The organism is Flavobacterium sp., from assembly GCF_004295795.1.
Taxonomy (GTDB): Bacteria; Bacteroidota; Bacteroidia; order Flavobacteriales; family Flavobacteriaceae; genus Flavobacterium.
This window is the reverse complement of sequence record NZ_SEBR01000018.1, coordinates 13,712-38,944: the sequence shown is the minus strand read 5'-3', so window position 1 is coordinate 38,944 and position 25,233 is coordinate 13,712. Positions and strand designations below refer to the sequence as shown.

24 protein-coding genes are annotated in these 25,233 nt (G+C 45.9%); 12 read left to right on the top strand and 12 right to left on the bottom strand.

From position 1 onward, the window contains the following. Positions 1–644: 644 nt before the first annotated feature. Genes EOO49_RS14375 through EOO49_RS14330 form a run of 10 tightly spaced genes read right to left on the bottom strand, consistent with a single transcriptional unit; the run spans position 645 to position 11,608 of the window. Positions 645–2,147: a histidine kinase gene (locus EOO49_RS14375; protein WP_290846885.1), complete on the bottom strand. Its 1,503-nt coding sequence runs from the start codon at positions 2,145–2,147 to the stop codon at positions 645–647. Positions 2,148–2,189: 42 nt separating this feature from the next. Continuing rightward, positions 2,190–2,522 carry a hypothetical protein gene (locus EOO49_RS14370; protein ID WP_290846883.1) on the bottom strand — a complete coding sequence of 111 codons (333 nt, stop codon included), beginning with the start codon at positions 2,520–2,522 and terminating at the stop codon, positions 2,190–2,192. Between the two features lie 20 nt (positions 2,523–2,542). Continuing rightward, positions 2,543–3,400, bottom strand: a complete 858-nt coding sequence (locus tag EOO49_RS14365) for a hypothetical protein (protein ID WP_290846881.1) — start codon at positions 3,398–3,400, stop codon at positions 2,543–2,545. 23 nt (positions 3,401–3,423) lie between these two features. Then, on the bottom strand, positions 3,424–3,834 hold the full coding sequence (locus EOO49_RS14360) for a 5-fold beta-flower protein (RefSeq protein ID WP_290846878.1): 411 nt from the start codon (positions 3,832–3,834) through the stop codon (positions 3,424–3,426). Positions 3,835–3,855: 21 nt separating this feature from the next. Continuing rightward, positions 3,856–4,290, bottom strand: coding sequence for a hypothetical protein (locus EOO49_RS14355; RefSeq protein ID WP_290846877.1), 435 nt, complete (start codon positions 4,288–4,290; stop codon positions 3,856–3,858). A gap of 28 nt (positions 4,291–4,318) precedes the next feature. Beyond that, positions 4,319–5,887, bottom strand: coding sequence for a hypothetical protein (locus EOO49_RS14350; RefSeq protein WP_290846875.1), 1,569 nt, complete (start codon positions 5,885–5,887; stop codon positions 4,319–4,321). 14 nt (positions 5,888–5,901) lie between these two features. Then, positions 5,902–8,331 (bottom strand): ankyrin repeat domain-containing protein, encoded by a 2,430-nt coding sequence (locus EOO49_RS14345; protein ID WP_290846873.1) that lies wholly within the window; start codon positions 8,329–8,331, stop codon positions 5,902–5,904. 24 nt (positions 8,332–8,355) lie between these two features. Next, on the bottom strand, positions 8,356–9,354 hold the full coding sequence (locus tag EOO49_RS14340; protein ID WP_290846871.1) for a hypothetical protein: 999 nt from the start codon (positions 9,352–9,354) through the stop codon (positions 8,356–8,358). A 23-nt stretch (positions 9,355–9,377) separates the two neighbouring features. After that, entirely contained in the window at positions 9,378–10,019 is a 642-nt protein-coding gene (locus EOO49_RS14335) for a hypothetical protein (protein WP_290846869.1), read from the bottom strand. Further along, entirely contained in the window at positions 10,016–11,608 is a 1,593-nt protein-coding gene (locus EOO49_RS14330) for a hypothetical protein (protein ID WP_290846868.1), read from the bottom strand. The genes EOO49_RS14335 and EOO49_RS14330 overlap by 4 nt, the downstream gene beginning before the upstream one ends. A gap of 457 nt (positions 11,609–12,065) precedes the next feature. Here EOO49_RS14330 and EOO49_RS14325 point away from each other — a divergent pair, with 457 nt between their 5' ends. From EOO49_RS14325 to EOO49_RS14280, 10 genes are all read left to right on the top strand, one after another. After that, on the top strand, positions 12,066–12,713 hold the full coding sequence (locus EOO49_RS14325) for a DUF805 domain-containing protein (protein WP_290846866.1): 648 nt from the start codon (positions 12,066–12,068) through the stop codon (positions 12,711–12,713). A 1-nt stretch (position 12,714) separates the two neighbouring features. Then, positions 12,715–14,172, top strand: a complete 1,458-nt coding sequence (locus EOO49_RS14320) for a hypothetical protein (RefSeq protein WP_290846865.1) — start codon at positions 12,715–12,717, stop codon at positions 14,170–14,172. Between the two features lie 8 nt (positions 14,173–14,180). Then, positions 14,181–14,582: a hypothetical protein gene (locus EOO49_RS14315; RefSeq protein ID WP_290846863.1), complete on the top strand. Its 402-nt coding sequence runs from the start codon at positions 14,181–14,183 to the stop codon at positions 14,580–14,582. 11 nt (positions 14,583–14,593) lie between these two features. Continuing rightward, on the top strand, positions 14,594–16,027 hold the full coding sequence (locus EOO49_RS14310) for a hypothetical protein (RefSeq protein WP_290846861.1): 1,434 nt from the start codon (positions 14,594–14,596) through the stop codon (positions 16,025–16,027). A gap of 6 nt (positions 16,028–16,033) precedes the next feature. Next, entirely contained in the window at positions 16,034–19,465 is a 3,432-nt protein-coding gene (locus tag EOO49_RS14305; RefSeq protein WP_290846859.1) for a hypothetical protein, read from the top strand. Then, the gene (locus EOO49_RS14300; protein ID WP_290846857.1) at positions 19,462–20,610 is read left to right on the top strand and encodes a hypothetical protein; all 1,149 of its coding nucleotides are present in this window, start codon (positions 19,462–19,464) and stop codon (positions 20,608–20,610) included. Before EOO49_RS14305 ends, EOO49_RS14300 begins: the two co-directional genes overlap by 4 nt. Position 20,611: 1 nt before the next feature. Beyond that, complete coding sequence (locus EOO49_RS14295; protein WP_290846855.1) at positions 20,612–21,034, top strand: hypothetical protein; 423 nt, start codon at positions 20,612–20,614, stop codon at positions 21,032–21,034. Positions 21,035–21,038: 4 nt separating this feature from the next. Next, the gene (locus tag EOO49_RS14290; RefSeq protein WP_290846853.1) at positions 21,039–22,325 is read left to right on the top strand and encodes a MotA/TolQ/ExbB proton channel family protein; all 1,287 of its coding nucleotides are present in this window, start codon (positions 21,039–21,041) and stop codon (positions 22,323–22,325) included. Next, positions 22,325–22,933: a hypothetical protein gene (locus EOO49_RS14285; RefSeq protein WP_290846852.1), complete on the top strand. Its 609-nt coding sequence runs from the start codon at positions 22,325–22,327 to the stop codon at positions 22,931–22,933. The genes EOO49_RS14290 and EOO49_RS14285 overlap by 1 nt, the downstream gene beginning before the upstream one ends. 182 nt (positions 22,934–23,115) lie before the next feature. After that, entirely contained in the window at positions 23,116–23,325 is a 210-nt protein-coding gene (locus EOO49_RS14280) for a hypothetical protein (protein ID WP_290846850.1), read from the top strand. A 121-nt stretch (positions 23,326–23,446) separates the two neighbouring features. Here the strand turns inward: EOO49_RS14280 and EOO49_RS14275 are convergent, their stop codons facing one another. Beyond that, positions 23,447–23,959, bottom strand: a complete 513-nt coding sequence (locus EOO49_RS14275) for a hypothetical protein (RefSeq protein WP_290846848.1) — start codon at positions 23,957–23,959, stop codon at positions 23,447–23,449. Positions 23,960–24,119: 160 nt separating this feature from the next. Here EOO49_RS14275 and EOO49_RS14270 point away from each other — a divergent pair, with 160 nt between their 5' ends. Further along, positions 24,120–24,257, top strand: coding sequence for a hypothetical protein (locus tag EOO49_RS14270; RefSeq protein WP_290846846.1), 138 nt, complete (start codon positions 24,120–24,122; stop codon positions 24,255–24,257). A gap of 64 nt (positions 24,258–24,321) precedes the next feature. Beyond that, complete coding sequence (locus EOO49_RS14265; protein ID WP_290846844.1) at positions 24,322–24,777, top strand: response regulator; 456 nt, start codon at positions 24,322–24,324, stop codon at positions 24,775–24,777. 45 nt (positions 24,778–24,822) lie between these two features. Here the strand turns inward: EOO49_RS14265 and EOO49_RS14260 are convergent, their stop codons facing one another. Then, positions 24,823–25,050, bottom strand: coding sequence for a hypothetical protein (locus EOO49_RS14260; protein WP_290846842.1), 228 nt, complete (start codon positions 25,048–25,050; stop codon positions 24,823–24,825). Positions 25,051–25,233: the final 183 nt, after the last annotated feature.

Genomic DNA, 25,233 nt, shown 5'->3' with positions numbered 1-25,233 from the left:
TTATTGGTAAGGTTGTGAAAAGTAGGATTAGCGCTGAGAGCGAGATTAGGGTGGTTTGCATTTTTTTTTATTGGTTTTGGAAAGGTACGGAAAAGTTAGCTTTTTTTCTTTGACAGCTGCGCTGTCGTGGGGTTTTGCTGGCTTCGCCAAAAGGTTTTGTCGGCTTTGCCGGGAGGTTTCGCCGGCTTCGCCGGGAGGTTTCGCCGGCTTCGCCGTGAGGTTTCGCCGGCTGCGCCGTCGTTTGCTCTGAATTTCTTTCGTCGCCTGCCGCGGGCCTTCTTTTGTCTGGCAACAAAAGAAGCAAAAATGCCTTGCGGCTCGAACCAAAAACGCGACCTGACAGCCTTGAAATTCAGAAAAGAGGCGAACAATGCGCTGTGCCGTTGACGCCTCTTTTTTTCCTGAATTTCAAGACGTCAGGTGCCCGCGTTTTTTGCTTAGGCCGCGACCAATTCGGAAGTATATATTGACATTTTCCTCCGCTTCGCTTTGGAAAATGTGTCTTCGTAGGAAGTTTTTTGGTTGCGGGAACTTTTTGGTTTGCTTCGTGGGAAGCTTTGGGTTGCGGGAACTTTTGGGTTTGCTTCGTGGGAAGCTTTAGGGTTGCGAGAACTTTTTGTTTTGCTTCGTAGGGAATTTTTGGGTTAGGTTTCGACTATGTGTGGGATTTCGAAGGTGACTTTTGCTCCTTTGATTGCGCCTGTCTCGTCGGTTAGGTTTTTGGCTTCGAAGGCTAATTGGCGGCCTTTTCCCAAGTGGATCAGGCGGTTTTTTGTTATTGCAATTGACAGGGATTTGTGCTTGGATTGCAGGTTTTTTTGGTTGAAACCTTTGCCGTTGTCTGTTATTTCGACAAACAGTTTCGCGTTTTTTAGGAAGAAGCTGATTTTTACCGAACCGGTTTGCGATCTGTTGGCGATTCCGTGCTTTATGGCGTTTTCCACGAACGGTTGCGTCAACATTGGCGCTATGAAAATCGATTCGGTGTCAAGGTCTTCGGATGCCGAAACTTCGTACTCAAAATTCCCGTTGTAAAGCAGTCGTTGCACCGAACAATAATTCTCCAGCATTTCGATTTCTTCTTCCAATGCGATGTGGCTTTCGTTCGAACTTTCGAGAATCTGTCGCGTCAATTTCGAAAAACGCGTGAGGTAGTCGATCGCTTCATCAGATTGTCCGTCGCGAATCAGGCCTTGGACGTTCGAGACCGAATTGAAGATAAAATGCGGATTCATCTGCGAGCGCAGCAGTTTCTGTTCGGTGAGCAATTGTCGATTCTGCATCTTGACGCGTCTCAGCCTGAAAGTGAAAATCAGTACGACCAAAAGAATCGCCAACAGCAGGAAAATCACGATAAAAACGTCCTTTTGCGATTGCAGCATACTTTCGCGTTTTTCAGATTCGGCGAGTTTCGTCTTGTCCTGCACGCGGCTTTTGATTCGGTTCACGATAGAAAGCGCCTCTTCCTCATAAGCGCTGTCAGACGGTTTTCGCTCGGGCAACATCGTTTGGTAAACCGCAAACACGCTGTCGGTTTTGGCGGTCGCTGCCGATTTTGTCTCGTTGCGGTAGTGTTCGAGATTTCGGTTCGGAACAATGTCTTCGATTACCGCATCGGCCAAACGGATCGTCGTCCAGGCTTCGCGAAAATCGCCCAAACCCAGATAAGCGTTGGCCTTTCGCAAATAATCGTAAGCGAGATCTGATTTTCGGCCAAGCACGATGTGTTTCCAGATCGCCTTTTCGAAATGATCCGTCGCGGCCTGAAATTGCCTGAGATGGATTTCTATCAGCCCAAGATTGTCGAGCGTATTGGCGATCTGGTCGTCGTCTTCGAGTTTTTCGTAAAGCGACAAAGCCTTTTCATACGAGCGTTTGCCTTTCGGAAAATCATTTTTAAAAAGATAGGAACAACCGCGTATTGTATAAATTTCGGCTTTATCACGGTCGTTGCCGATGCGATTCGCGAGCACTTCGGATGCTTCGAGCAAAACAAGCGCTTCGTCAGGTTGTTTCGTGCACTTTTTCGCAGCCGATTCGTTCAGCGACTGCAAGCGCGAAATATCCGTTTCCGGATGCTGGGCCAACGCGCCAAAAAACGGCAGCAGCAACAAAAGCGACAGCATTATTTTCGCGGAATCGGCCATGTTTTCGAATTTCGGTTTGCTTCCAATTTTACACAAATCTGGTTATCCTTTGAAAATCCTATTGACGACATTTTGCATTTTTGCGTCGGAAGGAACTACTTTTTTGATAAGGTTTATCTGACGGATAAGCAGTGCATTGTCCAGTTCCCAATTGTCGAAAAGTTTATTCGATCCCATTTCCACGCGCAACGACATGAGTTCGTCGATGACGTCCAAAGTGAAGCTGTAAAGCGGTTCCGATCGAAGCGCATCCTCGGAAGCGTCACTTAACACATCACACAAACTCACGATCTGGACGTGTTTTTGGTAAGTATCGTCTTGCTTCAACTGCTCGAAATCGGCGATGAGGTTTGCGATGGAAATGCGATCGGACATAACAGAAATCGGATGAAAAATTAGGCTTCGACCGCGAATTTCACGGCTTTGGAAGTGTCGTTCGCGTTGAATTCGGCAGCTCCAAAGGTAAGCACGTCGGCCGGATCGAAATAAGATCCGGAATAGCCGCCTTTCGAGAACCCTAAAATGCCGTAACGTCCGTCTTTCGGAACCAAAATCCCAAAAGATTTGAAGCCATTGCGATCCAGTGCAAAAACGGTTTTGAACAACAGTTCGTCGAATTTGGCCTTGGTGAGTTCAGCACCCGAAATCTTGCTTATTCGTCTATACGATTTTTCGGTATAAATCGGAATGAAAACCTCGTCCGGCCAAGAGCTTTCAGAAGGTTTTAGCGTATGTGACTTTACGGAAATCCAACCGCCGCTGTTGCCATAATCGTCCGAAAAAGCACTTGTATCGGTCGAAGGATCGATGGGCGCGCGATCAAGAAAGTCAACCTCAGAAGGATACGCCGTACTTTTCCAGCTCGAACCGGCGCTCAAATGTCGCAGCCACAAATTGCTTGTGAACTGCACGAATAGCGTGGCGCTTGCCTCGTCGGTTTCTCCAAACCAAAACGATTCTTTTCCATCGGTTTTGATCGTTTCGATTTCAGGCGTTTTCACCTCTCGCAGTTCGCTTTTCGAAATGTAGCCTTTCGTGTTTTGTGTAAGCCAATTGTCGTCGAAAAGACAATGGGCATCGAAACTTTTGGCAATAGGCGAATCGCCCGTAGCCGAATCGTGTAGGAGTCGCAGCGCGAAGGCGAGATTGTCGGTGAAATACATCGCATCGGGATGAATCGAATCGATGGTCAGCAACACAGATTTGTTCTCGATGTCGATCGCCTTGACCTTGACTTGGTACAATGAAGCCATATTTTATTTTGGGATTTTGATTTTTAGTTGAATTTGAAGAAGAAAAAAGCGACTGCGGCCCATTCTTTTTTAACGCCTCTCGCGTAACCGATCGTGGCGCGGCTGCTGCTTTCGACCGTTCCGTCGTTTCGTACGTAACCAAGTGTCGAGCGGCTGCTGTTTTCGACCGTTCCGTCGCTTTTTACGTAACCGACCGTCGAGCGGCTGCTGTTTTCGATCGTGCCATCACTTTTGATGTAACCGATTGTCGAGTGACTTTTGTTCTCGATCGTCCCGTCGCTTTTGATGTATCCGACTGTGCCGTGACTGCTGTTTTCGATCGTTCCGTCAGACTTGATATAGCCGGTCGTGCTGCGGCTTCCCGATTCGATTGTTTGTGCTTTTGCGAAACTGAACGCGCCGAGAGCGACGATAAGGGTGAAGATTTTTTTCATGGAAATAGTTATGATTTTGGATTAAATGTCGTTTTCGGTGAGGAACAATGCCTCGATTTTTATCGGTTTTCCTATCGGATGCAGTGCCGATAAGTCTTCGTCCTGTTCCAATTCGGATAAAAATTCGGCCTCAGATGCTGCACTTCCCATGACGACCCAAGGTTTCCCGAATTCGGTTTCCATATAAAAAACCGTGATTTTGGACTTGCCAGATTCGGAATACAGCATCTCGCCAATCGGGCAGCCTTGCAATTCGCCCAAAAGTTCGGCATCGGAATCGTTCTCGACTTTGCCCGAAACTTTCAAAAGCTGTGTGCGTTGCGCCGACTCTCGGTCGTGGCTCGCGTTTTCCTCGACTTGGGAAGCATTGTTGAATTCCGGACGAAGCGTGCGCAAAACGGCGTGGCTTGCGTCAGAAAACCGGTAAATGCTAAAAATTTGCAGTTCGATTCCCATCTTGAGTTGAGATTTTATTCGTGGATTATTAAAATTTGTCCAGGCGAAGACTTGCCGCAGCCCGTTTCACTTTTCGTTCCGCGACCAAAAATTCGCAATAGTTGAAGTGTTTTCCGTATTCGGATGCAGAAACGATGTACTCGATTTCAGTAGAGAATTCTTCACTGATAGTCGGGGCTTCGGTCAATCCGCAACCGCGTAATTTCGCCGCGATCGACGGACGCAAAACCGCATCGGCAATAGCCAAAAACAACAAATCGTTGATGCGCGCTTCTTTGTCCTCGAAATCGTCCGAACTCGAATAAATCTCGAAAAACAACTGAAAAAGCCAGGTCGAAAATGCCTTGAATTTCGCGGATTCGCAGTCGCGATATTCAAGCAAACTATAGTTTTCCCAATCGGCCGGACTGTATTTTGTGAGATTCCCATAAGTAGGAATTTCCTGCTCGTCGTAATCTGATTTGGTTCGGAACGAAACCGCGGCGTAGCGTTCGTGTGGCAAAATGTCATACGAAATTCCGTCGACCGCATCTGCAATTTCGGAGATTTCCGTTTTGTGGACCTCGAAAAGTTCGAGCAGCGCAACTTCGAGTTTGTCCGAAACATCGATCAGTGCGTTCGGTAAATTTTTGTCGTCGCTCGTGATTTCGCCGGGTTCGGTAAACTGCCCGGTTTCCCACTGATAGCGTCCGTAGAAAGGATTGTCGATCGAGAACGTCTTGATGAAAATCTTGTCCTGTTGGTTTTCAGACATCAGGTAAAACGTAACATCGAGGTCGAAAGTCGGACAATAAAGCCGTTCCCGTTCTGGCGCTTCGCGGATGATATCGAGTAGGTTTCGGGTTTCGGTTTCCGTGGAAAAAATCGGAATTGAAACCTCGAAACTCATTGGTTTGTCGGCCAAAAACGGCAGCTTGTCCAGTTGCTTGACGATAGTTTCGTGCTGGCAGAACTTGTCGTTGAGTTGCATCAGATAAACCTCGAACATCACCGCCGGATCATAAAGCGAAACCACGAACGAAATGTCATCGAAAGTCCTGTGTTTGTCGAGATCCAAAGCGATTTTGAGATCGAGCGATTCGGTTTTGTAACCCGCCGGATTTTTTCGGTTGAACTGGTTTTTGAGCTCGATTTCGATTTCCTTTCGCAACACAAAATCCTCGTTCTTGACGAATGGCTCGAAAGCAGGTTCGATCTTGCGCAACTTCGGAGCGATTATCGAGACCAGATCGTTGTTGCCGTAACATTCGATGTCGACCGCGTTTTCGAGTTTGAGCTGCGTCAATTTGTTGAGGAAACATTTTACGACAGTCACTTTCGGGGCGATCAATTCAGTCAATTTGTTCTCGCCACAATGCACGTTTTCGGCATTTTGGAGTTGCAAAGACGTAAGTTTGTTTTTGTTGCATCCGACAGAAATAGCATCCGGAGCTTCGAGCATCTCAAGTTCGTTGTTGCGGCAAAAGACTTTGAGCGCGTTGGTTTTGAGCGCTTTTATTTTCAGCACGCTCGATATTTGAACGGTTCCGTCCTCGCTTACGGGAAGATCGATTTCGGCTCCGGAAAGGTCGATGGCTTTGGCAAAATAGTGGGTCATTTCTCGCTTGTTTTTTAGTTTAAAGCTGCTTGGATTTCGGAAAGTCTTTGGGCGCATTTCTGCATCAAAGGTTGGCTGTTGACTTTCGTGACATAGTCGTTGAACTCGGCCAGATCTCGCAAACGCTGCGGTTTACAGTCCATTTCCCAAAGGTCGAGCAACGCATTTTCTTCCCATTTGGCGATCTTTTTGCGTTTCCTGAATTGGTCGTGCAGTTTTTCGAGCGCAGTCGAATCTGAACTCGGGACGATCGAATGTCCCAATTTGTGGATGATTCTCAGTTTCTCGATTTGACGCGCGATGAAATCTTTGTCGTTTCTGTGGAAATTGTCGGTTATTTTGCCCAAAATCCTGTAGCGTTCGAATTGGGCGCCGAGACGTAAATAAGCTTCGAAAGTTTCAATCGAGCCGCGTTCTGCCGCCGTGTAAATCGCCGAAACATATTGATCGCCAACCTTATCGATATCGAATCCAAGCGCGACAAGTTTCTCAATGACGGCAATCGATCCGGCGTATTGGAACACATTGCTTTTGTAGGAAAACGTGTTGAGATCGTTTTTGTCGGCTCCGTTTTTCAGCAGCAAATCAATGATTTCGACACCGTTTTTTTCGGCTTGGACGGCATAATTCAAAGCCGCGAGTCCGTTTTCGTCCTTGTAGTGCAAATTCGCTCCTTTTTCGATCAGATAGTCTGCGAACCAAAGCATTCCGCCGCGACAGGCCGACTGCAAGGTTGAGGTTTTTTGATAAAGTTCAGATGCGTTGGACGAAATATCCGCTCCAGCGTCAAGCAATGTCCGAACCATTTCATCGGCGAGTTCGTTTTTGGCACGTCGGCTGACTTTTTGCAACAAAGGTTCGTCCTGGTAAGCTTCGTGGTTTGGATTCGCGCCTTTTTCGAGCAAAGACTTGAGCATTTCAAGATGGGCCGATTCTGGAAAATACGCACCGGCAACCTGACCGAGCGCGAGATTTCCGTATTTGTCCTTGAGCGTGTCCGGATGCACGCCGGTTTCGAGAATCGATTTGAGTTTCGCCACGTTCGTACTTTGGATGGCCTCGAGCGCATCTTCGCTATAATCGGCTTTGCTCTCGTTGATTTTGGCCTGTCTCGCCGCTTCTTCAATGCCTTCTTCGAGATTGTAAGCCGTGTCGAAATTTTTGTAGACGAGTTCGAAACCTTCACCGAATTTGGAAAAAGCATGAGCTTCGGCCCGAAGATTTTCCTCTTTGTAATAGCCTTTGCTGATTCCGGCGACGGGTTTCGCCTTCGCGTCCTGGCCAATTTCACCTTGTTTGGACATGCATTTTCCGCCGTCGCTCGTAAACAGGACGAAATAGGACGAGCTCGCCTTGTTTTCGAGATACCAAATTGGAGCGACATTATACTGCGAAATCTTTATGGATGTGCCGACAGAAATAGTTTCGAGCATTGTCGGATCGGTCACTGTAATCGCCATCGTGGCTTGCTGCAGCATTTCGCGGGTTTCGTCCGAAATCTCGTCAAAATCGCAATAGCCTTTTTCGAGCCAAAGCGCTTCGTGAAACGTCAGATCAAAATCAGATACGATAGTCGAAGCGATGAATTTACGCGCCACGGAAACGTGGTTTTTTTGAAAATCGAAAGTCGAAGCCACGTCTTTCCAATCCGAAAGCGTTTCGGAATGTTCCAAAAGTGAGAAGATAATATTGAGACCGTCGGTGTGCGTGCGCGGAAAATCGCTGTCGTAACGCTTGGTTCGATACATTCTGACGGTAAGCGTGTCGTCGGTTTTGCCGATTACCTTGATGCCGCGAAACGATCCGATCGAATGGGAAAACTGAGTCCTCAAATCTGGTGTTTGAGCCGGCGGAACGATTTCTTTTGTGACGATGCGTTCTGAATATCCGGTTTGATGTTTCTTGAGAAAAAGCAGATTCGGTTTGTGAAAACTGACTTTTCCTTGGTCGATTAGGTCGTAAATCGTAAATCCGTCTCGATTTGGCAAATTGCTATCGGCTCCATTTTTAATCAGGACTTCCAGCATTTCCAGCGAAACGTAATAGTGCGTCGCCGCGTGCATGATCAAGGTATTTCCCGTTTCCGGATGGAATTGGTTCAGGTCGGCATTAGCCTGGATCATGAGCGACAAATAACCGTCCGGGTCTGAACTTACGATCTCAAAAAGGATTGGCGTGCGCGCGACATCAGTGCTCGACGGCACATCGGGATTCGCGCCATGCTGGAGCAACAGCGCGAACTCGGGATATTCCTGTCGGCTGTAAGCCAATGACAAAATCGGGACATTGAATTCAGTGTCGAAATGGTTCGAATCTGCGCCAGCGACCAAAAGCGCCTCGAAAAGTTCGGGGTTCCCGAAAGCGTCGAACAAGTGTTTGCCGTTGGCCTCGACTTTGTGTTTTTTCAGTACGGATCGCGCTTTGTCAAGCGTCATTTTCGCCATGATAATCGTTTTTGGATGTTTAAGTTATTGGCTTTCGGCTTGCGAAAAAAAGTGGACGATTTCTTCCGTCAAGGTAAAATCGAGCTTCCCAAAGGCAACCGAGTAAGGAACTTCGATCAACTTTTCACCCGTTTTTGTCCAGAAAATTTTGTCGCTCAAGGGCGATGCGGCTTCGTCGAAAAGTTTGGAAACCACCGGAACGATCACTCGCATTTCGGCCGTCATGTCTGGATTTTCGATTGGACAATACAGGATTTTGTTTTGGCTCAACAAACTCACGAGCGCGCCTTTCTCTCCAAAAATGGAATGGTAGCCGCCGCGTCTCAGGAATTCGTTCGGGGCAAAAAAATCGGCGTGGATGATTTTGTATTCGACGCCATCTGTCAGAAAAGGCTGCGTGAGCGTCGGAAACGATCCCCAAGTATTCTCGATTCCCGTTTCGAAAAGTTCTTCGATAGGAACATTCCATTTCTCGAATTTTTCCCTCGGCACGGCCACAACCTTGGTCTTGAAATAGAAAACCAGCACGACGTAAATTCCGGGTGCGAATTCCTTGGTCACGAGATCGCCTTTTTCTCCAAAAAAATCGTCGAATTCGTTTGTGAACAATCCGGTTCCAAGTTTTATCTGAGCTTCGAAGAAATCATCGGCTTTTTCGAGATAGGCCAAAACTTCGGCATTGGTTTTTGCCATCGTGTCGTAGAATTTGCGGATGCATTTTCCATAATGTTCGGTAGAAGTTTCCCGGCATTTCTGCGTCAGATCGACAATATTGTGATCTTCGTAACGCTCTTGGTCGTCGTCAAAAAATATCTTGTTTCCCGAAAACGAGAAAGTCACTTTTTTCTTGGCGAAGTACTTTTCGAGTTCGGAACGAAAAACCTCGAGTGCTGAAGGATCAAAACCCGCTTCCCATTTGGGCGCGGAGATTTTTTGGGGAATGACGACTTGATCGGCGGCTGGATTTTGCTCGTCCGATTTATTTCGGAAGAACGAAAGGAACGATTCTATAAATGAAAACATAAAATTGTATTTAGTGCGCGCACCTAAACGGCGTTGAGCTTTTCAATGATGTCGGCCAATTCCTGTTTGTCTACCAAACCCAGTCTGGGCCGATTTTCCAAGCCTGAATCTTCGTGCGACAAGTACTCGAGTGCCAAAGTTTTCTCGGAGGTGGCATTTTCTTCCTTCTCCTGATTTTTGAAAATGATTGCCTTGAGTGCGTGCTTGAGAAAAAGTTCTTTCACGAGAAAAGTTTTCGAATTGTCGATTACCGACAAAATCTCGTTAAAGTGATCCTGTGCATTTTCGCGGACGACGTAAAGCGCAAATTGACTCCAAGCGTTCGTGATCCGGACAAATTTGGTAGCGTCGCTCTCGACCTCGATCGTTTTTCGGAACATTTCCAAAGCTTCGGGCCTGTTCGAAAGCAAAATGTGCGCTAGAGCCGATTGCAGGTAAAAGCTCGAAAGCAAATCAGAGTCCGGGCATTCTTCGATTCCCATTTTGAACAATTCCAAAGCGTCCCGAACTTTCCCGGAATCGCCCGAGAACAACAAATTGCTGGCTTTGGCCCGAATGATGAACGCTTTTTTGTATCGGGCTCTTTTCAGTTTCAGGTAAAACACGGCCTTTTCGGCTTCGTCCCAGCGGTCGTTGAGAAACCATTCGTCTTTGTTCGCTGTCATTTCACTAAGGATTTGGCTTGATCCGAAAAGGAAATCGCTGTTTTCAGCTTCGACTCGAGTTCGCTTCTCGTGATCTTGTGGAGCGTCGAGCCAAGAAGCGAGTACCACAGATTTTGGTCTTTGTCGAAGAAGATATTGCTGTATCGGTACGAATTGTAATGCTCGTGCGAAAGGTCTTGCTGCGTGAAATTGAACACGTAGCCTTTTTCGAAATTTTCGTCCGTGAAGACGAGTCTGTCGTTACCTGCAAGAAACCAAATGCCTTGTAAAGCCTCGTCTTTTATAGCGTTGTAGAACAAACCTTCGCCCGTGATGGCTCTAAGTTTCTCGGTGAACATCTTTGGTTTCTCATCCTTTCCGATCTCAAAAACACCTTCGTTGCCAAAGAACAAATGCCTGTCTGGCGAAACCGAAAGTGTCTCGCGTTTTTGGTAATAGCCGCAAAAATAGGGCTGGATTTCCTTCTTGAAAATCGAGTCGAAAGCCAGATTCGTCACATTGAACGAACTGTCGACGATCGCAGCCTTGTATTCGAAGAAGATGACCGAGTTGTTTCCATTGGCGAAAATCTTGACGCTGTCAGGATCTTTCGAGAAAGAAGTGAGTTTGAGTTCGCTGAACTTGAGCCGTTTTTCCTCTCCAGATTGCTTTTTGGTCATCAAAACGCCTTTCTTGTCGATAATCACTTTCCAGAAATCGTCCTCGAATGAATTGACGATTTTTGAGGCCGATTCAGAGATCACGTTGAAATCTTTGTCGGTCGTGACGAGTTTTGTGTCGGAATAAAATCGGTATCCGTCGGATGAAAGCTGCATGAAACCATTGCGGCTGTCCTTGAGAAAATTGGGCGCGGCCAGTTTTTTGCTCGCATCGGCTAAATCGTAAAAAGCCATTTCGTCCTTTTCGGAATCGTGCACGAAAAGCCGATTGGCGAAGTTGTCGACGTGGATGTTGTGGTAGTCGAACGCGATTTCGAGCCCGTTATCGCGACGGATGAAATTGGGTGAAAAATGCCCGATCCGATTGCGCCAGTACTGGCTTTGATCGTGATTTTTGCCGAAAGGTTCCCCGTACCATTTGTTGTAGCGTTCCTTGACTCCGAAATATTCGTCGGCGTACGATTCGCTTGTCATTCGGGCGTCTTTCCAAAAAGTCGCGGGCATGAAAAAGATGCCGCTCGATTGCTGTTTTTGTTTGCCGGTGACTTGTACGATCCAAAGCGGACAGTCTGGAAAAGTCACGAAAGGCGGAGAATCCTCGTACAGATAATCGAATTTCTTTTTGTCGAACCCGAGGTAGTTTTTGAGTGCGAGTTCGGCTTCGTCGCTGAAAAATGTGCCCGAAACGATGTTCAGGTATTGCACGGCGTCGCTGCCAACTTCTCCGGATTTATCGACTTTGCCGTAAACATAATCGACAAAAAGTTCCATACAGATCCATTCGTCGAAATCGAAACGCGTCAAAAAGTCGTGAAGTTCTTGGGTGTCTTGCCCGAAATGCCTGCAATACGCGACGATTTCAGCTTTTGAAAGAATTGGTTTTCCCGCGGGCGCGTCGTTCCACTGCACGTCAAAAATTTGTGTGGCCATTTGTTTGTTTGGTTAAATCGGTTCACAATATAGGGAGTTGCCGTAAGAAAAAACCGGCCGGCGCATCCCATTTCAAATATAACGTGATGCGCGTTACTTTTTTGAGCCGATGTATGAGCGTTGCGATTTGGCGGATAGTTGAGCGGTTTTTGGGGATAAGCGTCAGGAATGGGTGCGAATTTGCAACATTATGCGATCAGGTTTTTTGAGCCGAATGACGCTCACCAATCGGAAACGACGGTATTCAACAAATTGTATTTCGATAAAAATGGCGATTAGTTAGCGGATATAAAATCGGCTTAGTCGTTGGTTTTCAGGTGCTACTTCATTTTCTGGATCGTGTTCTTTCGAAAAAAAATGCCAGTTACGGTTTTCCGTAAAAACACGTCAATGCGTCCCAATACTTTTACGCCATTGACAACTAACCGATTCCAATAGGAAGCTAAAAACAAGCGAAATGTTCAACGCACCTTTTTCTTTTTCAGGACGTATCACAAGAACGGAATACGGTCTTAGCCTGGTAATTTATGTGATTTCGTATTGTGTGATCGCAGCCTTTGCGCAAGACGACACGCTTGGGGCACTTGCAGGACTGGCATTTTTGGCGCTGTTCTGGTTCGTGTTGGCGCAAGGTGCGAAACGATGTCACGACGTAAATAACAGCGGCTGGATGCAGTTGATTCCTTTTTACGTTCTATGGCTGATTTTTGAAGATGGCACGTATGGATCGAATTCGTACGGAGCGAGTCCGAAAGGTATTGTTCTGCAGACGGATTTTGTGACGCCATCGGGATTTTCGACGGCAAAGGCTGCCGCGTCGGCCATTTCTGAATCACCATCCAAAGTCGCTAAAATTCCCGAAGATCAGCATACGACGCTCGAAGTCGAGAACGTGAATTTCAGTTTAATACAGGATTTGCTCAAAAAACTGCGAGCGCTCGAATTGACGCATAGTCTGTCGTATGAGTTTTTGGGTACAACCGCGAAAATTGCTATCCGACACAAGAATACGAGCCAGGCTTTGCTTGAGCATCTTTACACCATTTCAGATGGCATAGAGGTGGTTGGCGTCAGCAACGGATTGTTGAAAATTAAAATTAAATGATATGACGCGAAAGTTTACAATTTTGTGCTTTTTGACCTTATTCGTTTGCGCCTCTTGCTCGCGTTTCGCGGAGTTCGAAGAAAGGGCAGAAACCGATTCCCAAAGCGATGAAATAATCGATAAAGACGAACTGAAGGAACTGACGGAATTTGTGCTTGCGAGCGGAAACGACAGGGAATTCATCGCGAATAAGGTCACGGACGAATCTTCGTTAAAGTCTTACCTGCGAACAAAAGGCTATAAGTTTTACACAAAGGCCGTGATTGATCCAAAGCGCGTTTTCCTAAAAATCTATCTGGAAAACACAGGAAGTATGACGGGTTACGTAAGTGAAGATTCCAATTTCAAGAATGCCATGACCGAGTTGCTTGTAAGGGCGGTCGGATATTATGAACCCAACAAAATCAGTTTGTATTTCATCAATTCGAAAGTTTATCCGATCAAAGTTGCAACCAGAGATCTGTCCGACTATCCGAAAAACATGGATGATAAAAACACAACAGTGGGAGATATTAGCCACAGCGACCTGAATGATATTTATGAGAACGTATTGGAAACGGCAGGGCGCGACACGATTTCCATACTGATTTCGGACTGTATTTTTTCGGTTTCCGGCGACGACACGGCGAAAAAGTTGGCCATACAGCAAAGTTTGATACGGCAGGTCTTTCAGGCAAGCATCGGTAGAAATAAAAATCAGTCGGCTTTGATCGCGAAACTGAATTCGAGTTTCACCGGAACTTATTACTCGAAAAAGAACACGAAAATCAAACTCGCCAATGTCTCGAGACCTTACTACTATTCGGTACTGGGCGATGCTTCGAAAATCGACGACTTCAACGCCAAAATGCACCTTCAAACATTGGACGGTTTTGAGAACAAACTGTTGCTGTCGGCAATCGACTATTCTTCAGAAATCGACTTCTCTGTAGTCAACACGAGAAAAGATTTCGGAAGGTTCAAGCCCGCCAGGGAATTCTCGAGTAAGAACGCAGTCAAGGGCATAAATGATATAACTGCCGATTCCAGAAATGGGGACAAGTTCAGTTTTTCCGTAGCGATGGATTTGACCGCTTTGCCTTTGGATGAAAGCTATCTCACCAATCCGAAGAATTATGAAATTGAGGCGGGCAATTTCTCGATTGGGACTATATCCAGAATCGGAGCGGCAAATCTGACTCCGACATCGGCATCAAAACTATCGAAGTCGGCAGGCAAATTCACGCACTGCATCAGGTTTCTCGCGACTTCACGCACTTATTCCGATTTGCAGTTCAACCTGAAAAGGCAAACTCCAAAATGGGTCGCCAAGACGCACACGGAAGACGATCTCGATGTCAAATCGTCCCAAGGCCAGACATTCGGTTTCGGGAATCTGATCGAAGGCATCAGTGAAGCCTATCTCGCTGACGACGCTCCAAACCAATACTTCAAAATCAATATCAAAATCAATAAATAGAAGCAATCATGAACGATTTTTTTGCAATGTTATACGAAGGTTTTTCGCCTATGAACCTGTTTTACATTCAGGGTTTCTCAGAGGAAATGTATGCTGCGGAGGCTTATGTACCAATAGGAATCATAATGATCATCACCTCGTTGGTAGCGGAACTTGCCTACTATTATTTTCTCTCGAACTACGGAAATTTTTACAGGAAGAAACCTTGGTTCTTTTGGATTCTCATCATTGCCGTAATAAACTTTTTCGTGGCCTACTTTTTCAGTTTTTCGGCTCTTGAACCAAATGTGACCTTGTTGGATTGTTTTACGTTTTCGATGGTGAACGTTTTTTGGACCATGATTTTTTGTTTCCTGTTCTCGATCGCACTCAAATTCAAAAGCGTCAAAGCGTCGCGGACACCATTCTAAAATAAGCACTTATGGCAAAATTATACGTATTCGGGATCGGCGGAACCGGTTCAAGGGTAATCAAATCGCTGGCGATGCTTCTGGCAACAGGCGTCGAGGCCAACGGGTTCGAAATCGTCCCGATCATCATCGATCCCGACGAGGCGAACGGAGACGTGACCCGAACGATAGACATCCTCAAAAACTATCAACATATCAGGAATGCCTTGAGTTTTGACGATACGAACAGCAACAAGTTTTTCGGCACGCGGATATCAAATGTCACGCAAAACTTCAGGTTACACCTAAGCGACGTGAAAAATGATCGCTTCAAGGATTACATTGAATACAGCAGTCTGGATGACGCCAATAAAGCCTTGATCAGTCTGTTGTTTTCAGAAGATAATTTGAATGCCGATATGGAAGTGGGATTCAAGGGCAATCCGAACATTGGCAGCGTCGTGCTGAACCAATTCAAGCAATCTCAGGATTTCAAGGATTTCGCGTCCTCGTTTTGCCAGGACGACAGAATCTTTATCATCAGTTCCATTTTTGGAGGAACGGGCGCGGCCGGATTCCCATTGTTGCTCAAAAACATACGGGATGCCGACCACGGGATTTCCACCTGGCGTTATTTACAGGATGCTCCGGTGGGCGCGATTACGATGCTTCCGTACTTTGGAGTTTCTCCAAGCGAGGAAAGCAAAATCGACAAATCTTCTTTCATCTCCAAGACAAAGGCAGCGTTGTCCTATTACGAGCAAAGCGTAAGCGGAAACAAATCGCTCAATGCCCTTTATTATTTGGGCGACAACATCACAAAAGATTATCCCAACCACGAAGGATCGGTTTCCCAAAAGAACGATGCCCATTTTCTCGAGATCGTTGCGGCATTGTCTATTGTTGATTTCGCGAAAATGCCTTCCAAAGAGCTTGTCAACGTTGAAGGAAAAGCCGATAATCCCGTTTACAAGGAATTCGGCATCAAGGAAAACAGCCAATCGTTGATTTTTGCGAATCTCGGCTTCTCGACTCAGACCACGCTCCGGAAAAATCTCACGCAATACCAATTGTTCACGCTTTATCTCAACAATAGGATAGCCTCCAATGCCGATCAAAACTGGACGAAGGAATTGGGTATGTCAACATTCATGAGCCAACCTTTTTACAGCAGTCATCTCAGGAATTTCAACCAATTCTTCACCGAATGGTTACACGAAATGGCACACAACACAAGAAGTTTCAGCCCGTTCAACTTGCTTGCCGACGATTCGAACCTGTTCGAGATGGTAAAAGGCGTGAAACCCAAATCGGGCTTTTTGGAGCAGAAAAACTACAATCGATACGATTATCTGCTTTCGAAAGCACAGCAAGGCAACCCGAACACCGCGTCAATAGCACAACGATTTATGGATTTATTTCACGACACGACACAAAAACTGGTAACCGACAAATATAATTTCTGATCCATCATGGCAAAAGTATTCCGATTTCATCAGGGAAATGACAGTATCGAAGATTGGCAGACTTCCACGGCTTATGGAACCAGGGCGATCGAAGCGATCCAGGATCCGGCAGGAGCGACGGCCAGGCGCGAGATCACCTCGATTCCAAGTCCGTTCGCAAGAATAGATCTGGTCAAGAGCGCTTTCGAAAATTTGGTCAACAGCGGCCAGATTGAAGGCTCGACGATATTTCATAAAATGGTTTCCGACTGTTTGGACGTTGGGCAGATCTTGTTCAACATCGACAAACATCGCGACAAGGTCGACATTCTGATCTGGGACAAAACCAAAGATCTCGATGCATTGCTCGAATCGGCAAATCCAAAACACAGGCTTTTGGGAGAAACGCTCAAACTTTACTTGCGCCAGGACGCTTCGGCCTACAATTTTGACGGCACGGAAAGGCTTTTCCTGCTCAATTACAAAGGCGGACCGAATCCTATGAATATTTTGGGAGGCACTTCGCCGGCGAGCCTTTTTTTTACTTCGGCCAACGATTTAAGCTATGTCGACATCCTTTTCGGCAACGACCGCGTTTTCGACAAAAGTTATCAACCGTTGCACAAGCGCGAGTTCAATTATATCAAATTCATTTACGGACTCAAGAAATTTTTTCCAAGATTCAGCTCTGTTTTCAAAGCTGTCGATGCTTATATCGACCTGAATTTCGTGCAGTTGCGGAATGAGGAAAAAGAAATCCTGAAAAACTACACCAAAAATGATTTCGACCTCGAATTCGAACGGCTTTCGGCTGGCGGAGACGGCAGCATCGTCGAGGTTTTGGGATTTCCGCTTCGAAAGAAGACCGAAGGCGGATCGGTGGAAAGCGGTTTCGCGATCGCTTCGGGCAAATATGACGGGAAAGACTTGCCTTTGGTGCTTCCGGTGGATGACTTTTCCGAAAAGACAAAATACACTTCGGATTTCTGGAACCGCAACAACAAAGCGGACTATGCCGACAATCGCCCGATCAAGGAACGCACGCTTCCTTTCGACGGCACCAAGTATCCGTATCTCACGATAAGCGATTTCCTCGAGCCATACATCATCCGGACGGTTTATCCGATACAAAGCAGCAAATTCTTCGATGGGAACCTGACGGTTGGATCGGGAGAAATCACCAAAGGATTTCTGTTGCCGATCAAGACGGCGTATTTCGATTATTTCGACGTTAAGGATCTTCAGGGCGTGACTTCGGATGGAAAAAAAGTATTCGAACTAAGACAGATGACATCTGGCGGAATCAGCGCGACGCTTCGCATTCCGATCCAAAGCGGCGGTTACATCACTTATGAGCGCATGTACTATCCGTCGACAAACGAATACCAGATTGCCGAACCTGAAATTTCCAGAAACCGCGGTGCGATTATCGAAAACCAGTTTGGGCTCACGGTTTATCCGTTTCTGAAATTGGCCGAAGACCAACAAAACCAATACCGCGTCGCATTCGTGGATCGCGACATTCAGGAGCACACCAAGCACAGTCGTTTTACGCTCGGATTCTACAAAAACCAAGCGAACAGCCCCGTCACTGAAAAAGCCGTGAAATCGCGAAACAACAAAGAGAACGACTATATCTCGTCAGATTATTACGTGCTTGAGGACAGTTTCGACTACGTGACGGTAAAAAACAATTGGGGACAAGGAATTGTAGTTCCGAAATTTCAAATGCAGCCAAGCGGAACTGCACAATTTACCTTCGCAGTAGATTTCGGCACGACCAATACGCACATCGAGTACAGAAAAGACAAAGGCACGGCAAAACCTTTCGAGATATCTGAAGACGACATCCAGATTGCGACTTTACACGATATCAAGAACCCTGAAACGCTGAAATCGATCGGTATCGTTCGCGCCAATAGATTGCTTGAGCTGATTCCGCAGGAATTGATCCCGGAAATGGTCAATGCCAAAAGCGAATTTCAGTTTCCGTTGCGAACCGCGATATTGTCAAATGAGAAACTGGATATGAATCACCAGACTTACGCTTTGGCCGATCTGAACATTCCTTTTGTGTATGAAAAATATCCAATCCCGACAAACTCCAAGACGCGTACCAATCTAAAATGGGCCGATTACACCAACAAGCCCAATGAAATCAAGATAATTGAAGCCTATTTCGAAAATCTGCTGTTCCTGATACGCAACAAGGTGATATTGAACGGAGGCGACCTGACAAAAGTAAGGTTGATATGGCTGTATCCCTCAAGTATGACAAAACACAGGATCAACATGCTCGAAAGTACTTGGAACCGGCTTTTCGCGAAGTTCATAAACACAACCCAAGCGCCGGACAAACTTTCGGAGTCGATTGCGCCGTTCTACTATTTCAATTCCCAACTTGGCGTAAATGCGCTTTCGAGTTCGGTGGTTTCGATTGACATTGGCGGAGGAACCACAGACGTCGTCGTATACACGAACAATCGTCCTGAAATATTGACGTCTTTCCGATTCGCGGCCAACGCCATTTTTGGTGACGCATTCGGGCGATCGAGTGTAATCAATGGCTTTATCCAAAAGTATGTCGACCGAATCCGGTTTTTACTGGAAACGAACAAACAACACGATCTGATAAAAATTTTGGACGAGATAAAAGAAAACGGCAAGTCAGAAGACATCGTGGCCTTTTTCTTTTCGATAGAAAAAAACAAGAAAATAAAGGACAACAATATCCCGATTTCGTTCAGTAAAAAGTTGATGCTCAACAGTGATTTCAAGATCGTTTTCCTGCTTTTCTACACTGCGATCATTTACCACGTGGCGAAGATGATCAAGGCGCGATCGGTAAGCATGCCAAGGTATATCACGTTTAGCGGAACAGGTTCGAAAATCATAAATGTCGCCGACGGAAGCGATCGTCTGAGCGCACTCACAGAACTCACGCAAATCGTTTTCAGGCAGATTTTCAATACTGACGAGATGTCCAGAATCGAACTGATCCAAGATGAGAATCCGAAGGAAATCAGCTGTAAGGGCGCCTTGAATATCCCACAAGGACAATCGATAAATGTCGATGCGATAAAAGCAGTGCTTTTGGGGACAACTCAGGAAATCGTCATTCCCGAAAAAGCGGTCACTTATCGCGATATCGACAGGGAAATGGAAACGAGCGTACAAACGGAGTACACGGCATTTCTCGACTGGTTTTTCTCATTGAACAAATCGTACAGTTTCAAAGACAATTTCGGGATCAATCCTGTTCACTTGCAGACGTATAAAGCTTATTTGACAGAAAATGCGCTGGACGACCTCAAGGCCGGAATCGAGGACAAGCAAAAAGATCTCGACAACGATCTCGACGTAAATCTTGAAGAAACGCTGTTCTTCTATCCACTGGTTGGCGGGCTGAACCATTTGGCCTACAAAATCCAGTCGGAACTAAACACACAGGAAATATGAAGGCCTGGCTTTTTTTAGGTGCTCTTCTTTTGGTTTTTCCGATGGTTTATTCGCAAAGCGGCGCATTCAGTGACGATGTCGATTATGTGGCCTGCCTTTGTGTAAACGACGCTTTGCCGAAAGAAAAACAAAAGGACTGCGATTCCGGCACATTCGATCGGAAAGATTTAAGTGAATTTTCTCAAACGCTGGCATTGTTCGACGAATTCCAAAAATTGAAAAAGGAAAATCCGAAGCGTGGAAAAGATGCAATCGACTTTTTATCGGGAACCATATTTTCAATCAAGGCCAAATATGCGAAGATCTATGATTTTGCAGAAAAACGGAGAAAGGACGGAAGACTGGATGTGATAAGAGAAAAAATTGAAGCTCACTTTTACGAATCGCCTCCGGAAGCGAAAGAGCAAGTGCATCCAAAAGATTCATCTGTCGAATCGCAAAAAGAAATCCAAGAACCGAAAAAAACAACCAATATGGAACTTCCCGATACGCAGCCCGATTTTTTTGGTGCCCATTTTTTTGAACTGATACTGTCGTTCTTACTACTTGTAATTTTCGTATTGCTTTATTTTTTGAACAGCAAAGTAACGAAAGTCCACGGCAAGCAAAAAAAACAGTCGGATCAAAAAGCGCTCGTCGTCCAGCCGTCAAGTTCCGGCGACAATCCAAGAGCCGACAACTCGAAATTCGACAGACTCGAACAGGAAATCAGCGCTCTCAAAAACCAGTTACGCGATCTAAAACCGTCCGTTTCGGTTGCACAACCGGTAAAACAGGAAGAAAGACCTGTTGAGGTAGATTTCAAATTGCCGCCGAAACCCGCAGAAACCGTTTTTTTTATGGCCACGCCCAGCGGTGAAAAAAGTTTCGACGTAAGTGCCAAATCAGATCAATTCCGGGCCACACAATCGCTATACAAATTCACGCTCACAGGCGAGGAAAAAGCCAGTTTCGTGTTTCAGTCAGACGATACCGGAATCAGGGATAGCGTCAATTCGCCACACATTTACATCGATCCCGTTTGCGAGCCTCAAAACGCACTGAACCAAAATGCCAAACGAATCACGACGGTTCTTGCAGGATCGGCCGAAAAAAGGAACGACAAATGGATAGTCATTACCAAAGCCCAAATCAAATACGAATAACATGCACACATTTTTAATCGCTTTTGTGATATTGGTAATAGTTGCCGTCCAGCTCTCGGTGCTTTACACGGCCGTCAAAAAAATTGCGCTTTTCAAGGAAATATTTCCGTTTGGCGATGCGTTCGAAACCGTGAAAGTTTACATTCCCGAAGACCAGATAAAGGACGTCAGTGTAGATTTCATCCTCAACAATCTGAACAAGTTCGGAAATCCTGTTTCATTCCAGGAAGTTATAGCGATCGAACAGGAATCTGACAATGACGAAGATTTCGTCGACGATTATCACGAGGCGCAAGACACTGCATTCTTTGACGATGACAGCGAAGATCTTCCGTTTATATGGATTGCGAAAAAAAACGAGGAACGAAAAATTACGCGAGAAGAACTTACCGAATATGAAACTTTGGGATGGACGAAAATCTGAAACTATGGAAAGAAAATATATAGAGGTCACGCTGGTAAAATCCGGTCATTCCAATGAAGTGCTTGACAAGATACTTTCGTCGGTCAATACCTATCTTTTGCGAAACAAGGGCGCGGTGAGCGATTTCAACCTTATCAAAGACGTCGTGGAACGCAATACGGATGCCGTGGACGAGGAAATCAACGCCTTGATCCCGATTCCGCTTTATCTGGGATTGATGGGCACGATGATTGGAATCGTCATTGGATTGTTCTCCATGCCAAGTATCAGCGATGCCAATTTCGAAAACGCCATCGACATGTTGATAGGAGGCGTAAAGGTCGCTATGATTGCCAGCTTTGTAGGACTTCTCTTTACGGTGATTCTTTCGGGTTGGACGTACAAGGGAGCAAAATTGGAGGCCGAAAGTCGGAAAAACGATTACTTTACGTGGATACAAACACAGCTATTGCCGGTGCTGTCCCAAAATATATCGTCAAGCATTTATTCGCTCCAAGCCAATCTTTTGCACTTCAACGATACGTTTTCGACCAATATTTCGAGTTTCAACGGACTGATGACCAGAATCCTGAACTCGTTTGACAGTCAGGTAAACCTGATGAATGAGCTCAAGGAAGTCGACGTCGCCCAACTGGCCAAACTGAACATCAACGTGCTTCAGGAGTTGCGCACCAGCACAAAGGAATTCGAAAAATTCAACATATTCCTCACGCAGCTGAACTCTTTTGTCGACAATGCCCAAAAACTCAACCACAATATCAACGGGCAGTTGGATCGAACTTATGCCATCGAACAAATCGCGAGCAGCATAGGATCTAACATCTCGGTCAATACTGAACTCATTGCCGTTTTGAAGTCGGAACTCAGGGAAGTCAGCAGCCGAAAGCAAATCGTGACCGAAGCCGTAATAGACGTAGACAATGCGCTGACCAAGAGTTTCGAAGAGCTCAAGAGGCATATCGAAGCGCAAATCAAAGCTATAAAAGACATCACGATCAAGGAAGAAGACCTGCTTGAAAAATTACTCAAGGAAGATCGGGGCAACCTGAACGAACTCAAAAAAATCGGGGAACTCAAAAGCAGTGTTGAAACAGGAGCAAAGGCGCAAAGCGAACGTTTGGATCAACTCAACATCCTTGTGGAAAACCTTGCGGAAGCCGTAAAAAGCAATGGTAAGCCTGATCTCCAGATTCCGTTGCCTGTCAAATATGCGGCCTACGCATTTGTAGGTTCCGGAGCGATTGCCGGTGTAGGGTTTTGCTTTTGGATGCTCTATAAAATCATTTTTTGATGTCAAAGAAAAACAACTACTTCTGGGCAAGTTACGCAGATCTCATGACTAGCCTTTTCTTTATCATGTTGGTGCTGTTCGTATTGGTCATCGCCATGATGAAAAGGCAGCAACAAGCCACAGAAGCACAACTGACCAAAATCAGGGAAATACAGACAGCCGTAAAAGAGTTGCCCGAAAAATATTTTGCATACGACTCGATTTACAAGCGCTTCTCGCTCAAAAGTGACGTCGAGTTCTTCATTAATACCGACAATTTCAAGAAAGCCGAAGATGAGGTCTATTTGACCGAAGTAGGAAAAGCCATCAAAAAACTGATCGACAATCTGGGCAAAAAGTACAACGGACAAGATATCCGCTACCTCGTCCTGATAGAAGGAATGGCATCCAACGACGCTTACAAACAAAATGACCAACTCAGTTATCTCCGGGCGCTTGCGGTCAAAAAGTTATGGGACAAACGTGGAATCCACCTAAATCCCGCAGTTTGCGAAATACAGGTTTCTGGATCGGGAACAGCGGGCGTTGGGCGTTACCCTAAAAAACAGGACAGGAAAAACCAACGCATCATCTTGCAAGTCATTCCCAAAATTGGGAACATAGAATGAGAAGCGCAATTTGGTAGCGCTTCGATTTCGCTATCGGATTATCGAGTGCCAAATCCTGTTTTCGAAAATCGAAAATTAGTATCAAGCAGTTTTTCATCTTTACAACAATCGATCTTAGCCGACTTCAACGCGTGTCAGCCGCAATAATTTCACCACCTTAGCCAATAACAAAAATCAAAATCATGAACCCAACGACCGCCGTGCGCTTTTTTTCGGGAGAAAATCCAGAGGAAGTTTCGAACCTGATCGACGCTTATTTGCGGCAAAATCTCGATTGGGAAATTTCGTCCGTGTCGCATATGTTGGTTGGGAACGGTGTTTCTGTCGCGTGCTCGCTGAAGTTTTTCGGAGATCCAAACGATGGCAAAGACGCGCTCAACGATGATTTTTGAGCCGATGCGAATCCCGTCGTCTGAGCGTTCGCAACAAAAAAGTCGGCATGGCAAAATTGCGCAAACCGACTTCCTGAAAAATGCGATATTCTAAGTGGATTTTTTGCCGATGTCTTTCACATCAAGCTTTAACGGCCTCTTTCACGCTCGCGACCAACTGGGCATTTTCGGCTTTCTCGCCCTTGAGCAACGCCGATTTCAGTACAAACACGATGATCAATCCGGGAATCAACGCGATTAATCCGCCCAATCCGCCGGCAATTTTTCTGCCCGGCAAAAAGTCCAGCGGCGCGATGTTGTTATAGCCCATGTAAGCGCCTATCAAAAGTAGCGGAACCAATACGCCAAGCGTGATCATCGTACCGAGTTTCGTAGATTCGTCCACGTCGACTTTCACGATTTCGCGTTTCGATTTTTCCCATTTGAGATCGACCGAAGCTCCAACTTTACTGCCTTTCCTGATCTTGATCTCATGCGACCAATCTTTTTCGGGTTTGGTGAAGTCGCCCGAGCTGACTTCGTATTGGTTTCCGAAACGCGCAGCGAGCTTGTTTTTCAGATCGTTCGATAATTTCAGCAATGCCGTTGTGGAATCGCCCGGTTCCAGTGTAATGATGATTTCGTCTTGTTCCATTTTTTGGTGTTTATTGGGTTGAAAGGACAATAGATTGTGCCGCGGCAAACATAGCATCGAATTTTGGATATGGCAATTCGATTTTTGGCTTGCGTCGGATTTTTTTGTTTGCCATAACGCGATCCAAACTTACTGAAATCCATCAGAAATTTTTTTGCTGATGAATATTCGTCGGGATTTCATCAATATCCGTCAAGCGGATGCCACCCAGATTTGGAACAAAAAAGGCGTCGGAATCACAAATCATACAACCGAATCGGTGAAAACCTATAAGCCGCAAATCGCCATCGTGTGCTAGCTTTGAGTTAGGTTGCCACTGCAAAATGGCATCCGTCAACGCCCAAGCCAAATCAGATCATATTATGAATTTCCCCAACATTTACGCTGCCAATCACTGGTTTCACGTTGACGACGACCAGGACGATCTGGCGGTTTATTCCGATATCATTTCTGAGGTCGCACCGGAAGTCAAATTGGAACAATTCGGTTCGAGTCTGGCACTCATACGGAAACTCAACGCGAGCGACGTTCCAAAACTGATCCTGATCGATCTCAACATGCCGGTAGTCGACGGTCTTGGCTGCCTGAAGCACGTGAAGATCATTCCGCACGTGAAAGATTTCTCGCGGTTGGTGATCCTTTCGACGAATTCCAACAAGGAAATGATCGATTACTGCTACGCGATGGGCGCGCATTATTACGCGATAAAACCGTCCGATCCCGAACAAATCAGGGAATTGATGCTCAAGTTGGTGGCCATTTCCAAAACCGAACCGCGATTCCCGATAGGCAAGAAACAGTATTTGCTTACGCCTTGAATTTGTGGATTTTCGAGAATTTTATCGGTTGGAAATCGGTATAAACTAAATCAGTTCCAGCGAAATTTCCTTGTTTTGGATGAGCAGTTTGTGCGTGCGGGCGTAGTCGCTAAAGTGTTGCTGGGCGAATCCGTATTGAGTTTCTGACGGAAAGGACTCGAGAAAAAGGTCGGCATTTTCGCGAAAGAAAGCTTCCGGATTTTCGATCGTCTGTCCGTCGAGGACAAATTCGGCCTTAAGGAATTCGAGTATGGAAGCGTAGGGGTAAACCATGAATTTTTTGTTCGCAAATGAACAAATTCGGGCGCTGCCGCGGTTTAAGGAATTGATAAGGATTTTTGCCCGATGTTACGGTATTGCTCGTGTACCGACTTTTTGGGAACAGTTCAAAATTGTTGCAAAAAAAATGTGGCAAAAAAAATTGCAACAGATTTCTTGCAACGAGTGCCGATGAAA